The sequence below is a fragment of the Dactylosporangium sp. NPDC049525 genome (assembly GCF_040676755.1).
Lineage (GTDB): Bacteria > Actinomycetota > Actinomycetes > Mycobacteriales > Micromonosporaceae > Dactylosporangium.
Window position 1 is genome coordinate 589,674 of record NZ_JBFAPO010000001.1, and the last position, 14,484, is coordinate 604,157.

Here is a 14,484-nt window from a genome sequence, read left to right on the forward strand (position 1 = left end):
GTGCTTTCGGCTCCAGGGCGCTATGACAGGCGGCGTCCTGCGCGGGCCGCCATCCGGGCGATCCTCGCGTCACGCTGCGCGGCGTGCAACACGTGCCGGGCTTCCCGTTGCGCCGTGTGTACGGCGTGCTGCGCCTCCCTGCGCGCGGTCCTCGCGGAGTGACCGACGCTGCGGCGGGCGACGCCGGCCGTGTTCCGGGTCCGCCAGGCGAGGCTGGGGCGGCCCTCGTTGTCCAGCGCCGCGAACAGCAGGCCACCGATCAGGCCGAGGTTCTTCAGGAAGTTGATCCGCTGCTGGTTGCGCTGCGCCGGGTCGTCGATCTCCCAGAACGCGTGCCCGGCGAGGGTCGTCGGCACCAGCGAACCGGCCAGCACCAGCGCCGCCGGGGTCGTCGCACGCCCGGTCGCGAGCAGGATCCCGCCCGCGACCTGAGCCGCGCCGTTCACCCGGACCAGGGTCTCCGCGTCGGTCGGCAGGCTCGGGTGCACCGCCTTCAACCTCGGCTCCAGCCGGTCGGTGAGCGGCCGGGCCTTGTCGGCGAGTTTCGCGGGGTCACGGAACGCCGCCCAGCCCTGAATGACGAAGATCGCGGCAAGCATCGAGCGGGCCGCGGTGCGCACGGGTCTCATGGCAGGTTCATACCCAACCACGGAATGTCGTACCCCCTCACTACGCTTCGCAGCATGGCCGAAACTTCGACGGAGACGACGGTCTGGACCACCGACCAGGTCATGGCGCTGGCGCCCGACTCGTCCGCACAGCGGGCGGCCAGGGGCATGGCCGGCGACAGAGCGTGGCTGGAGTCCGGGCTCAGCGCCACCGACGACGTCCCGCCGACGATCTGGGGGCTCTGCCAGGGCAGCGGCAGCACGCCCTATCAGACCGCCGTCGATCTCACCGAGCCCGCGTTCAAGTGCACCTGCCCGAGCCGCAAGTTCCCCTGCAAGCACGCCCTGGGCCTGCTGCTGCGCTGGTCGGCGGGCAGCGTCAACGACGCCACGGCACCCGCCTGGGTCCAGGACTGGCAGGCCTCGCGCGCCGCCCGGCGCTCGGTCCCCGCGCAGACCTCACCGGCCGCACCCGGCGGCGGAGGCGGTGGTGGCGGCCGCGCGGCGCCGGGGGAGAAGGCGCAGGCGCGCCGGGCCGACCGGATCTCCGCCGGGCTCGACGAGCTCGACCGCTGGCTCGCCGACCAGGCCCGGGCCGGGCTCGCGAGCGTCGCCAAGAGCGGCTATGCGCACTGGGACACGATGGCAGCCCGGCTGGTCGACGCCCAGGCGGCCGGTGCGGCCGGCATCCTGCGCCGCACCTCCGCGGTCACCGGCTCCCCCGAGCGGCTCCTCGGCGAGCTCGCCCGGCTCCACCTGCTCGTCGGCGGCTATCGGCGGATGGCCGACCTGCCCGAGGACCTCGCCGCGAGCGTCCGCATGCGGGTCGGCCTGCCGATCGCCACCGAGACCGTTCTGGCCGGACCCGCCCTGCGCGACCGCTGGCAGGTCCACGGCGTCCGCGACGAGATCGAGGACCAGCTCACCGTCCGCCGCGCCTGGCTGCGCGGCGCCGAGACGCTGCGGCCCGTGCTCGTGCTGTCGTTCGCCGTCGCCGGGCAGTCCCTGCCGATCGACCTGCTCCCCGGCACGCAGATCGACGCCGACATCTGCCTCTATCCCGGCGGGCAACCGGCCCGGGCCCTCATCGCGAAGCGGCACGGGCCACCGACCCGCATGCCCGCCGTCGCGGGCGCCACCGGCATCGAGGCCAACCTGCGCGCCCACGCCGCCGCCCTCGCCGAGGACCCCTGGCTGGACTATTGGCCGATGACCGTCGACGCGGTCTGCCCCACCCGCGACGGCGGCACCTGGCACCTGGTCGACCCCGACGGCCTCGCCCTCCCCCTCGACCCCGCCGCCGGCGACCCGTGGCGCCTGCTCGCCATCACCGGCGGCCGCCCGACCACCGTCACCGGCGAATGGTCCGCAGGCGGCCTGCGCCCCCTCGGCGCCTGGTCCGAAGGCCGGCTGGTGCGCCTGTGAGCGGCGCGGAGCGTGGTGAAGGCGGGCGGATGCGGGCGTCCGTCAGGTTGTCCGCGGCGGAGGTGACGGCGTGAGCGGGTTGCCGGAATGGGGCGACGTCCTGGCGACGGCCCTGGTCGGGACGCAGCGGCGGCACCTCCCGGCCGGTGACGGCGACCCTGCCGAGGTGCTGCTCGACGCGGCGGCCGCGCTGACGATGTATCGACGCGCGGGCGTGGCACCCCGGCACGGCGTCCCCGTGCCGGTCCCCGCGCCCGACGACTCCGGCATCCCGCTGGTGCCATGGCCGGCCTCGGCCCGCGCCGCGGACCTGCTCGCGGTGGACGCCGCAGGCTATGGCTCCAGCAACGCGACCCCGGTGCGCGACGCCGACGGGCGGCTGGAGCTGCTCGCGGAGTGGCTGGGCGCGGTCGGGCCGCGGCGGGTGCCGGGCGAGCTGCTTCCCGCGCTGCTGGAGGTCGGCCGCCGGCACCGGATCCTGCGGACCCTGATCGCCGCGGCGGGCGGTCCGCGGGCGGAGTGGCTGGCGGCCCAGCGACCCGACTGGGGCTATCTGGTCACCGCGGCCGTCGACGGTCCCGCCGACGACGGCAGCGCCTGGGAGCTGGGGTCGATCGGGCGGCGGGTGGGGTTCCTGACCGCGCTGCGCCGCCGGGATCCCGACGCCGCCCGCGACCTGCTGCGCGCCGCCTGGCCCACCGAGACGCCCGACGACCGGGCCGCGCTGCTGGGCGCCCTGGCCACCGGCCTGTCCGGCGCCGACGAGGCGGTTCTGGAGACCGCGCTCGACGACCGGCGCAAGGAGGTGCGGGCCGCCGCGGTCGAGCTGCTCGCGCTGCTGCCCGACAGCGCCTATGCGCAGCGGATGGCCGAGCGCTCGACGGCCTGCGTCCGGGTCAGCGGCGGGCGGATCATGGTCGTGCCACCCGCCGCGTGCGACAAGGCGATGCGCCGCGACGGGATCACGCCGCGACCGCCGGTCGGCGTCGGCGAGCGGGCCTGGTGGCTGGAGGAGCTGCTCACCCGGACCCCGCTGCGGGTGTGGGGCGAGCCGGATGCGTTCCTGCGCCTGCCCGTCACCGACGAGTGGGCCGCGGTCCTGCGGCGCGGGCTGGCCCGGGCCGCGGCCGGCCAGCGCGACGCACCGTGGGCGACCGCGCTGACCGGCCAGCTGACCGAAGAGGTCGCGGCCGGTGGACGGCCCGACGACCGGCTGCTGCTCGAGGCGCTGTATGACGCGTTGCCGTCCGACGCGCTGTCGGCGATCGCGGTCGAGGTCCTGCGCCGCGGCCTCGCCGGCGCGGCCGCGGTCGGCGTCGAGCACGTGCTGGAGCTGTGCCCGCGGCCGTGGCCGCCGGCACTCGTCGAGGCGGTGTTCGCCGCGCTCGACGACCTCGGCGGCCGCCGCTCGGCAGGATGGCGGCTCGCCGGGCTGTGCGAGCTGGCCGCGCTGCGACTGCCCACCGAAGCCACGGACCGGGCCGTCAAGCTCGCCACCGGGCTGGCGTCCGATGACCCGATGTCCTCCATCGTCGGCCGTTTCGCCGACACCCTCCGGTTCCGACAAGACATGCTCGAGGAGCTCGCGTGACCAGCACAGTCGAAGCGCAGGCAGTCCAGCGGCGGCACGCCGAGGACGAGTTCGCCGCCGAGCTGGCCGCACTGGCCGCAGGAGACGACCGCCCGCGGCCGCCGGGGTGGCTGCTGTCCCCCACGGCCGTGGTGACCTATCTGCTCGGCGGCGCCGCCGCGGACGGCACCGTGATCATCCCGAAGTATGTCGGGTCGCGCCGGCTGATGGAGGTCGCGGTCGCGACCCTCGCCACCGACCGGGCGCTGCTGCTGCTCGGCGTGCCCGGCACCGCCAAGACCTGGGTGAGCGAGCACCTCGCGGCGGCCGTCAGCGGAGATTCGACGCTGCTGGTCCAGGGCACCGCCGGCACCCCTGAAGAGGCGATCCGGTATGGCTGGAACTATGCCCGCCTGCTGTCCGAGGGGCCCAGCCGGGCCGCGCTCGTGCCCAGCCCGGTGCTGCGCGCCATGGCCGAGGGCAGGATCGCGCGGATCGAGGAGCTGACCCGGGTCCCGTCCGACGTGCAGGACAGCCTGATCACGGTGCTGTCGGAGAAGACCCTGCCGGTGCCCGAGCTCGGCGAGGAGGTGCAGGCCCGCAAGGGGTTCAACGTGATCGCCACCGCCAACAACCGCGACCGCGGCGTCAACGAGCTGTCCTCCGCCCTGCGTCGCCGGTTCAACACCGTGGTCCTGCCCGTGCCCGCCGGCGTCGAGGAGGAGGTCGACATCGTGTCGCGCCGGGTCACCGCCCTCGGCAAGGCCCTCGAGCTGCCCGAGCTGCCGCCCGCCGTCGATGAGATCCGCCGGGTCGTGACCGTGTTCCGGGAGCTGCGCAACGGCGCCACCGAGGACGGGCGCACCAAGCTGAAGTCACCCAGCGGCACCCTCTCGACCGCCGAGGCGATCTCCGTGGTCACCAACGGCCTCGCGCTCGCCGCACACTTCGGCGACGGGGTGCTGCGCGCCGGCGACGTCGCGGCCGGCATCCTCGGCGCGGTCGTCAAGGACCCGGTCTCCGACCAGGTCGTGTGGCAGGAATACCTGGAGACCGTGATCAGAGAGCGCGAAGGCTGGCGCGACTTCTACCGGGCGGCCCGTCGCGGTGAATGATCCGCTGCTGCTCGGCGTGCGCCACCACGGCCCGGGGTCGGCGCGAGCGGTGCGCCGCGCCCTCGCCGCGTTCCAGCCCGACGTGATCCTCATCGAGGGCCCCCCGGAGGCCGACCCGCTGGTGCCGTTCGCCGGCGACGAGGACATGCGCGCGCCGGTGGCGCTGCTGGCATACCCGGCCGACAACCCGGACCCGAAGCTGCGGGCGTCGTTCTGGCCGTTCGCCGAGTTCTCCCCCGAGTGGCAGGCGATCCGGTGGGCGGTCGCGTGCGACATCCCGGTCCGCTTCATCGACCTGCCCGCGGCGGTCCGGCTCGCCTCCGGCACCCCTGCCGCGCCGACCCCCGCCGACGACACGGTCCGCATCGACCCGATCGGCGCCCTGGCCGAGGCAGCCGGCTATGACGACCCCGAGCGCTGGTGGGAAGACGTCGTCGAACACCGCCGCGACCTGCCGCCGACGCCTTCCAGGCAACCCACCGCGGCCCGCGGCCCCGATGCCATCGTCGGTGAGGCCCGGGGTGGAGCCCCTTCCGCGGGAAACCCGACGACCGGGAGCGGCGCCGCAGGAAACTCCGCGGGCGGAGACAGCGCTGCGGGCAGGGACAGCGCCACAGGCGGCGAGGGCGCCGCGGCCGGCACCAGCGGCAGCAGCGGCGCGGGCGGCGAGGGCGCGGCGGCCGGCACGACGGGCGGCGCTGCGGGGATCACCGCTGCAGAACGCGCCACGGCGCAGGGCACCCCCGCCGGAAGCAGCGCCGGGGGCGGGGACAGCGCCGCAGGCGGGGAGGGCGCTGCGGCCGGCACGACGGGCGGCGCTGCGGGGATCACCGCCGCAGAACGCGCCACGGCACAGGGCACCACCACCGGAAGTAGCGCCGCGGGCGAGAGCAGTGCCGCGGGCGGGAGCAGCGTCGCGGGCGGGGAGGGCGTCGCGGGCGGGGAGGGCGCTGCGGGCGGGGAGGGCGCTGCGGCCGGCACGACGGGCGGCGCTGCGGGGATCACTGCCGCAGAACGCACCACGGCACAGGGCACCACCACCGGGAGCAGCGCCGCCGGAAGCAGCGCCGCGGGCGGGAGCAGCGCAGCCGCCGGGAGCAGTGCCGCGGATGGCGCGACGGCGGAAGGTGTCACCGTCGGGAGCCGCACCGTCGATGGACTGGGTGGGGCGGGGTCGCTGTTCGCCGTCGAGCCTGACATCGACGAGGAACGGCTGGCCGCGGCGGTCGCGCCCTTCGCGGCGATCGCGGAGGCGATGACCGTCGTCAGGGCGCACACGCCGGCGCCGCCCGAGGCTGAGCGGATCGATGAGGAGCGGCGCGAGGCGTACATGCGGCAGGCGCTGCGGGCGGCGACGAAGGAGTTCGACCGGGTCGCCGTCGTGTGTGGGGCGTGGCACGTGCCGGCGTTGACCGCGCCGTTACCCAGCGCGTCCTCCGACGCCGCAGTGCTCAAGGGGCTGCCGAAGGTCAAGGTCGCGATGACCTGGGTGCCGTGGACGCACGCGCGGTTGGCGTCGTGGCAGGGGTATGGCGCGGGGGTTCGGTCGCCGGGCTGGTATCACCACCTGTTCACCGCCGTTGACGAGCACGTCGTGGCGCGGTGGCTGGTGCGGGCCGCGGGCGTGCTGCGCAAGGACGGCGTGCCGGTGTCCAGCGCGCACGTCATCGAGGCGACCCGGCTCGCCGAGGCGCTCGCGACGATGCGTGGGCGGCCGCTCGCCGGGCTCGCCGAGGTCACCGACGCCGCGCACGCGGTGCTCTGCGACGGCGACGACCTGCGGCTCAGTTTGATCAACCGGCGGCTGGTGGTCGGTGACCGGCTCGGGCGGGTGCCGGACCGGACGCCCGGGGTGCCGATCGCACGGGACGTGGCCAGCAGCCAGCGCCGGCTGCGGCTCCAGCCGGCGGTGAGCAGCCGCGAGATCGACCTCGACCTGCGTCGCGACCTGGACCTGCAGCGCAGCCAGCTGCTGCACCGGCTGCGGCTGCTGGGCGTGGACTGGGGGCAGGTCCTGGCCAACCGGAAGGGCCGCGGCACGTTCTGGGAGTCATGGCAGATTGCGTGGCAGCCGGAGTTCGCCGTCGACCTGGTCGAGGCCGGCGCGTATGGGACCACGGTCCGGGAGGCGGCGACCGCTCGGGTCGCGGAGCAGGCCGCCGAGGCCGAGACCCTCGCCGACGTGACGGCGCTGGTCGAGCGGTGCCTGCTGGCGGACCTGCCGGACGCGCTGCCGGGCGTGCTCGACGCACTCGACGAGCGGATGGCGCTCGACGCCGACGTGGCGCACCTGATGGACGCGCTGCCGGCGCTCGCCCGGACGCTGCGGTACGGCGACGTGCGCGGCACGGACCTGTCGGCGCTGCGGTCGGTGACCCACGGCATGATCACCCGGGTCTGCGTGGGTCTGCCGGCGGCGGTCGGCGGGCTCGACGACGCGGCGGCCGCAGTGATGCGCGATCGCATCGATGGCGTACAGGGTGCGCTGGCGTTGATCGACGACGCCGACGCCAACCAACGGTGGCAGGCGCTGCTCGGTGGCCTGTCCACCCGGGACGACCTGCACGGGCTGCTCACCGGGCGGATGAGCCGGCTGCTGCTCGACGCGGGCACCGTCGACGCCGACGAGATCGGCGCAAGGATGGCGCTGGTGCTGACGGTCGGCGTACCGGTGGCCAAGGCCGCCGCGTGGATCGAGGGATTCCTCGCCGGCGACGGGCTGCTGCTGGTCCACGACGAACGACTATTGGCGCTGGTCGACGCCTGGCTGACCGGCATTCCGGCGGACGGGTTCGTCGAGGTGCTGCCGCTGCTGCGCCGGACGTTCAGTGGATACCCCGCGCCGCAACGGCGCATGATCGGCGAGCGGGCCGCGCACATCGGCACCGGTGGGCGTCCGCGCGCCGGCGAGCACGACGACCAGGTCGACCCGGACCGCGGCGCGCTGCTGCTCCCGGTCGTGGCCCGGCTGCTGGGCAAGGAGCCGCACGATGTCTGATGACGAAGAGAGCCACGACGACCAGCACGACGAGCGGCTCCGCCGGTGGCGGCTCGCGCTGGGCGGCGCGTCCGGCGGTGAGGGCACCGGCTACGGGCTCACCGGCGCCGACGTGTCGATCGACGCGGCCCTCGGCGCCCTGTACGACGGCGGCGAAGGCACCGGCAGCCAGCGCGGTGCGGGCCTCGGCGCGTCGGCGCCGAGGGTCGCCCGCTGGCTCGGCGACATCCGGCAGTACTTCCCGTCGACGGTCGTGCAGGTCATGCAGGCGGACGCGATCGAGCGGCTCGACCTGACCCGGCTCCTACTCGAGCCGGAGATGCTGGACGCCGTCGAACCCGACGTGAACCTCGTCGGGACGCTGCTGTCGCTCAACCGGGTCATGCCCGACAAGAGCAAGCGGGCCGCGCGCAAGGTCGTCGCGAAGGTGGTCGCCGATTTGGAGCGACGGATCGCGCAGCCGACCAGGACCGCGCTGGCCGGGGCGCTCAACCGGGCCGCCAGGATCAACCGGCCACGCCACCATGACATCGACTGGAACCGGACCATCCGGGCGAATCTCAAGCACTACCAGGCCGAGCACCGCACGATCGTGCCGGAGCGGCTGATCGGCTACGGGCGCCGGGCCCAGTCGGTGCAGCGCGACGTCGTGCTGTGCGTCGACCAGTCCGGCTCGATGGCGGCCTCCGTCGTCTACTCGGGGGTGTTCGCCGCGGTCCTCGCCTCAATGCGGTCGCTGAAGACGTCGCTCGTGGTGTTCGACACCGCCGTGGTCGACCTGACCGACCAGCTCGCGGACCCGGTCGACGTGCTGTTCGGCACCCAGCTCGGCGGCGGCACGGACATCAACCGCGCCATCGCGTATGGCCAGCAGCTCATCACCCGCCCCCAAGACACGATCTTCGTGCTGATCAGCGACCTGTACGAGGGCGGCGTGCGCGAGGAGATGCTCCGGCGGGTCGCCGCGATGACCGCCGCCGGCGTGCAGGTGATCGCGTTGCTGGCGCTGTCGGACGAGGGGGCGCCGGACTACGACCACGAGAACGCGGCGGCGCTCGCGGCGCTGGGCGTGCCGGCGTTCGCCTGCACACCCGACGTCTTCCCGGACCTGATGGCCGCCGCCATCGAGCGCAGAGACCTGCGCGGCATCATCGAACAGGCAAAGAGCTAGAAAGAGCTAGTCAGAGGGCTGCGAGCGGATGTACCGGGCGAAGTGCGGCACCGTGAAGGCGACCGTGCCGCGCTCGCCGGAGTAGATGAGCCCCTTCTTGATGAGGGCGTCGCGGGCAGGGGAGAGGCTCGCCGGGCGCCGGCCCAGGCTGCGGGCGATCTCCGCGGTCGGCACGGCCTCGGACACGTCGACCGCGGGCAGGAGGGTCGCCATCGAGCGCATGTACTCGCGTTCCGCGGGTGTGGCCCGCTCGTAGCGGGAGCCGAAGAAGCCGACGGCCAGCTCCGCCTCGGCCTCGGGCGCCGCCACCCGCACGTCCGCCGCGGTGATCGGCGAGTGCGGCGCGTGGTCCCAGGTCGCCTTGCCGTAGGCCTGCACGAAGTACGGGTAACCGCCCGAAGCCTCGTAGAGCGCGTCGAGCGCCTTCGACTCGTATTCGACCTCCTCCCGCATCGCGGGTGCGGTGAGGGCGAGGTCGGCGGCGATCCGGTCGAGCCGGTCGATGCGCTGGTAGCGGAAGAGCCGCTCGGAGTAGGACTTCGACGCGGTGAGCAGCGCCGGCAGGTGCGGCAGCCCGGCGCCGACCACGATCAGCGGCGCACCCGTCTGCGACAGCTCGTGGCACGCCGCGCACAGCGCCGAGATGTCGTCGGCGGAGAGGTCCTGCATCTCGTCGATGAAGATCGCGACGCCGGTGCCGACGTCGGTGGCGACGCTCGCGGCATCGGTGAACAGCTCGACGAGGTCGATCTCGATGTCGCCGGAGTCGGCGCGGCCCGTGGTCGCCGGCACGTCGATCCCGGGCTGCCACCGGTCGCGGAGCTTCCCCGGCGGCTTGTTGGGATCTTCCCGGACCGCGAACGCCTTCAGCACCCCGAGGAACTCGTCGATCCGGTCCGGCGCCCGGTGGTGCGGAGCGAGCTCGCGGATCGCCATGTGCAACGCCGCGGACAGCGGCCGGCGCAGCGACTGGTCGGGCCGCGCCTCGATCTTGCCGGTGCCCCACAACCGTGAGATCGCCTGCGAGCGCAGCGTGTTGAGCAGCACGGTCTTGCCGACGCCGCGCAGGCCGGTGAGCATCAGCGAGCGCTCGGGCCGCCCGCGGGCGACGCGCTCGAGGACGACCTCAAAGGCCTGCAGCTCACGGTCACGGCCGGCCAGCTCGGGGGGGCGCTGCCCAGCTCCGGGCGCATACGGGTTGCGAACGGGATCCACGAATCGCACCGTATCGGCGTCTCTAGCCAAAACGCTAGAACCGCATAGAACATCCTTGTGGCGTGTCGTGCCTTATCTAGGGCAGTCTAGGGCGCACGCAAGAAAGGCTTAGATCGGTGCATCAAGTCCACCGTCTGCCAGGCTCGAACTAATGTACTACAGGCCTCAGGGGCGCCGCGCAAGGGGGGTCAAACAAATGTTCGAGTCGCCTCTAGTTGCAAACGAGCGTGGACCACGGAGGTTCTCCTCCGTGGTCCACGAAACGTGGGTCGTCTACGCCAGGCGAACTAGTTCCTCAGCTTGAGGCACAGCACGAAGTCCTCGCTGTCCACGGTGCTGTCGTAGAAGTAGTCATGCGTGTAGCCGGCGGTGTCCTTGCACTTGGTCACGTCCTTGGTCGCGGGGATGCGCTTCAGGACCTCGAACGTCGCCGGCGCGCAGGCCGTCTTCACCATCCGGGGCTGCTGTGCGGTGCCCTGGTTGGTGAGGCACTCGCCGACCTTCACCGTCTTGGCGTCACCGGGCTGCACGCCGGTCGCCGACGACGGGGCACCACTCGGCGCGGCGCTGCCGGAGGACTTCCCTGAAGTGCTCACCTTCGGCGTCGGTGCGGACGTCGAGGGGGTGGTCTTGTTGTCCTTCAGGACATACCAGGTGCCGACGCCGCCGAGACTGCACAGCACCAGCACGATGATGACGACGATCGCCACCGTGCCGCCGGAGCCCTTCCGGCGCGGCGGTGCGGCCGGCGGACCCCACTGGTCGCCGCCCTGGCCGGGCCCGGGTGGCTGGCCATAAGCAGGCTGCTGATAGGTGCCGGTCTGCCCGTAGTTGCCCCCATAAGGACCACCCGACTGCGGTTGCTGACCCCACTGCGGTGGCTGACCGTAAGGATCCGGCTGCTGGCCATAGGGATCAGGCTGCTGCCCATACGATCCCGGCGGCGGACCGTACGGGTCCGGCTGACCATAGGGATCTTGCTGGCCACCGCCGCCCTGCCAGGGGTCCTGCGGTTGGCCCTGGTACGGGCCCGGCGGTCCGTAACCCGACATGTGATCCTCCTGCTCCGCGAAGCTCCAGGCAGCCTAGTTGCGTCAATGCAGCTACGGTAGCGCCACCCCCCGACACTTCCACCTCACGGATTTGCGACAGGTCGGGGTTCAGATAAGGCGGAGCTGCCGATCCTTGGGCTTGCGGGGCGCCGCGGGACCCCGCCGCTCCAACAGTCCGGGGTCGATCGACGACAGGAACGGCGTCGGCGCCATGTCCCGCTCCGAACCGTGCCGGAAGCGCGTCCGGCTGTGCGAAAGGAAGAGCCGGTCCTGCGCCCGGGTCAGCCCGACGAAGAACAACCGGCGCTCCTCCGCGACGTCGTCCTCGGAGCGGCCCTGCGAGCCTGGCATCCGCAACGGCAGCAGCCCGTCCTCGCAGCCGACCAGGAACACGACCGGAAACTCGAGCCCCTTCGAGGCGTGCAGGGTCAGCAGCGTCACCCGGTCCGCGCGCCGGTCCCAGCCGTCGACCTCGGCGCCGGTGGCGAGGGCGCCCAGGAACTCGTCCAGGTCGCTGCCGGCCCGCAACGCCGGTGGCGTCATCAGCTCGACCGCGGTCCACACGTCGGCCTCGGTCAGTCCGATCACGTCGGTGTCGAGCTGCCCGCAGCGCCCCGCGACGACCTGCCCGGCCAGCCGCACCCGGGCCGCTATCGACCCGCCGAGCCCGGTCGCGAACCGCAGCTCGCGGGCGATGGCGGCGACGCCGGGGCGGTCCAGCAGCCGGTCGTGCGAGCGCTTCTGCACCGGCACGCCCGCCCGCGACAGGGCGTCGACGATCGGTGCGGCCTGCGAGTCGGTGCGATACAGCACGGCGATGTCCGAGAACGACATCGCGCCGACCGTGGCCCGCGAGTCGACCCGGTTGTCGTGCGAGCGGTGCGACAGGCCGCCGACCAGCTCGTCGACGGTGCGCACCACGAAGTCCGCCTCGTCGGCGACCGACATGGCCGGATACAGCCCGACCATCGGCGCTTCCAGGTCCAGCCGCGCGGGATCGAGACGTCGCCCCGGCACCAGGGTCGTCGGCGCGATCGCCTGCACCGCCGCGGCGAGGATCGGCGCCGACGAACGGTAGTTGCGGGTGAGGCGCACGACCCGCGCGTCGACGTCCGGCGTGGTGAAGTCGCTGGAGAAGCGCAGGAAGAACGAGACCTCGGCGCCGCGGAAGGAGTAGATCGCCTGGTCGGGATCGCCGATCGCGCACAGGTTGCCGCCGGGCGGGCACAGCAGCCGCAGCAGGTCGTACTGCACCGGGTCGACGTCCTGGTACTCGTCGACGAAGATCCACTGCCAGCGGTCCCGGTACCGCTCGACCAGCGCCGGCGACTCGGTGAGCAGCTGCACGCTCAGCGTGAGCAGCTCGTCGAGCGACACCATGTCCCGCGCCCGCAACGCCTTGGCCAGGGCCTCGGCGGTCGACGGCTCCATCGCGGCGAGCGCCCGACGGGCCTCCCGCTCCGACAACGGATCCAGGGCGGCCAGCAGGTCGGCCTCCTCCGCGATGCGGAACTTCGGGGTCAACCCGACCGCGGCGGCGTTCTCCCGCAGGATCGACAGCCCCAACGCGTGGAACGTCGACACCGTCACCGCCTCGGTCACCGGACCGAGCAGGCCCTCCAGCCGCTCCCGCAGCTCCTCCGCGGCCCGCCGGGTGAACGTGATCGCCAGGCACTCCTCCGGATACACGTCCAGCTCGGCGCACAGGTAAGCGATGCGGTGCGTGAGCGTCCGCGTCTTGCCGGTGCCCGGGCCGGCCACGATCAGCAGCGGGCCGCCCGGCGCGGACGCCGCCACCCGCTGCAGCGCGTCGAGCCGGTCGAGCAGGCCCGTGCCGACCTCCTCCATCCCGGCCAGCATCGGCTCGAGCGGCTCGTGCGGCGACACCGGTGAGGAGATCGGGGGCGGCGACTCCTGGACCGGGGTGGGCCGGCGGCGTTTCACGGCGGGCTTGGGAGCCGACTCGGCTTTGCGCTGTTTGGGCAGTGCCGGCATCGGTACGTCGAACAGCACGTCCTCCTGCACGCCACGGGATCGCAGCTCCTCGGGTGCGAACAGCTTGATCACCCCGTACTCACCGTCGAAGCCCGGCGTGCGGCTCACCTCGCCCCTGCGCAACCTGGCGATGCCCTCGCCGAGCAGCTCCCCGCCGGCGCGGCTGATCGCGTCGACCGGCACCTCGCGCAGGATCGCAAGCTCCGAGCCCAGCTCCGCGACCAGGGCGGTCAGGGCGGCGTCGACGGTCTTGGACTTCGCGCCGACGCCGTGGATCTCGCCGAGGATCTCGTGCAGCTGGATCAGGTGGGTGACCTGGGGTGCGCCCGGCGGCACGTAGCCGTCGGGCCGGTCGGCGAGCTCCTCGACCCGGTGCAGCACCCCCACGGTGAGCGCCTTGCCGCAGACCGGGCAGAGGCCCTCGGCCTCGCGGGTCTGCGCCGGGAGCCAGTTCACGTCGCAGGCGCGGTGCCCGTCGCCGTGATACTTGCCCTCCTCGGGGAAGAACTCGATCGTGCCGGCCAGGCCGTCGCCGGTGCGCAGCGCGTCGCGGACCTTGAAGTAGTCCAGCTCGCTGGTCAGCAGGGTCGCCTCGCGGGCCAGCGCCGGCGGCGAGTGCGCGTCGGAGTTGGACACCAGCCGGTAGCGGTCCAGCGACGACACCCGCCAGTTCATCGCCGGGTCGGACGACAGCCCGGTCTCGACCGCGAAGATGTGCTCCGCCAGGTCCGCGTAGCAGTCGGCGATCGCGTCGAAGCCCGACTTGGAGCCCAGCGCGGAGAACCACGGCGTCCAGATGTGCGCCGGCACCAGGAACCCGTCGGGGCTGGCCTCCAGCGTGATCTCGAGCAGGTCGCGCGAGTCGAGGCCGAGGATCGGCCGGCCGTCGGAGCCGAGGTTGCCGATCCGCCCGAGCGCGGTGTTGAAGCGGGCGGCCGCCTCGAAGTCCGGCTGGTAGATCAGGTGGTGGACCTTGCGGGTCCGGTCGTCGCGCTTGTAGATCGTGGAGATCTCGACCGACAGCATGAACCGGACCGGCGAACCGTCGGCGCCGTCGGACAGGCGCCCCGGCAGGCGGCGCAGGATGTCCGCCTCGCGGTCGGGGTGGAGGCGGAACAGGCCCGGCTCCGCCGGCACGAGCGCCTCACGCAGGTGGTCATGCCAGGCCGGGTGGGTGAAGTCGCCGGTGCCGAGCAGCGTGATGCCCTTGCGCCGGGCCCACCAGGTGAGCGTCTCGATGCTGAGGTCGCGACTGCACGCCCGGGAGTATTTCGAGTGGATGTGCAGATCGGCCACGAACGAGTGGTCGGAGACGTTCGAAGGCACGCCGCATCC

The 14,484-nt window shown here is 73.4% G+C and carries 9 protein-coding genes; 5 read left to right on the top strand and 4 right to left on the bottom strand.

The window, feature by feature from the left end; all coding sequences use genetic code 11:
• Nucleotides 1–20: 20 nt before the first annotated feature.
• Nucleotides 21–629, bottom strand: a complete 609-nt coding sequence (locus tag AB0K00_RS02640) for a DoxX family protein (protein ID WP_363514080.1) — start codon at nt 627–629, stop codon at nt 21–23.
• A 54-nt stretch (nt 630–683) separates the two neighbouring features.
• Here AB0K00_RS02640 and AB0K00_RS02645 point away from each other — a divergent pair, with 54 nt between their 5' ends.
• The 5 genes from AB0K00_RS02645 (at nt 684) to AB0K00_RS02665 (ending at nt 8,887) form a co-directional block, all read left to right on the top strand.
• Entirely contained in the window at nt 684–2,033 is a 1,350-nt protein-coding gene (locus AB0K00_RS02645; protein WP_363514083.1) for an SWIM zinc finger family protein, read from the top strand.
• 70 nt (nt 2,034–2,103) lie between these two features.
• Nucleotides 2,104–3,624 (top strand): DUF5691 domain-containing protein, encoded by a 1,521-nt coding sequence (locus tag AB0K00_RS02650; protein ID WP_363514086.1) that lies wholly within the window; start codon nt 2,104–2,106, stop codon nt 3,622–3,624.
• Entirely contained in the window at nt 3,621–4,718 is a 1,098-nt protein-coding gene (locus AB0K00_RS02655) for an AAA family ATPase (protein ID WP_363514089.1), read from the top strand. Before AB0K00_RS02650 ends, AB0K00_RS02655 begins: the two co-directional genes overlap by 4 nt.
• A complete protein-coding gene (locus AB0K00_RS02660; protein ID WP_363514092.1) occupies nt 4,711–7,716 on the top strand; it encodes a DUF5682 family protein in 3,006 nt (1,001 codons plus the stop codon). Before AB0K00_RS02655 ends, AB0K00_RS02660 begins: the two co-directional genes overlap by 8 nt.
• The gene (locus AB0K00_RS02665; RefSeq protein ID WP_363514095.1) at nt 7,709–8,887 is read left to right on the top strand and encodes a VWA domain-containing protein; all 1,179 of its coding nucleotides are present in this window, start codon (nt 7,709–7,711) and stop codon (nt 8,885–8,887) included. Before AB0K00_RS02660 ends, AB0K00_RS02665 begins: the two co-directional genes overlap by 8 nt.
• 6 nt (nt 8,888–8,893) lie before the next feature.
• Here AB0K00_RS02665 and AB0K00_RS02670 read toward each other — a convergent pair whose 3' ends face one another.
• From AB0K00_RS02670 to AB0K00_RS02680, 3 genes are all read right to left on the bottom strand, one after another.
• A complete protein-coding gene (locus AB0K00_RS02670) occupies nt 8,894–10,102 on the bottom strand; it encodes an ATP-binding protein (RefSeq protein ID WP_363514098.1) in 1,209 nt (402 codons plus the stop codon).
• A 287-nt stretch (nt 10,103–10,389) separates the two neighbouring features.
• On the bottom strand, nt 10,390–11,154 hold the full coding sequence (locus AB0K00_RS02675) for a hypothetical protein (protein ID WP_363514101.1): 765 nt from the start codon (nt 11,152–11,154) through the stop codon (nt 10,390–10,392).
• A 108-nt stretch (nt 11,155–11,262) separates the two neighbouring features.
• Nucleotides 11,263–14,475: a UvrD-helicase domain-containing protein gene (locus tag AB0K00_RS02680; RefSeq protein ID WP_363514104.1), complete on the bottom strand. Its 3,213-nt coding sequence runs from the start codon at nt 14,473–14,475 to the stop codon at nt 11,263–11,265.
• Nucleotides 14,476–14,484 lie beyond the last annotated feature (9 nt).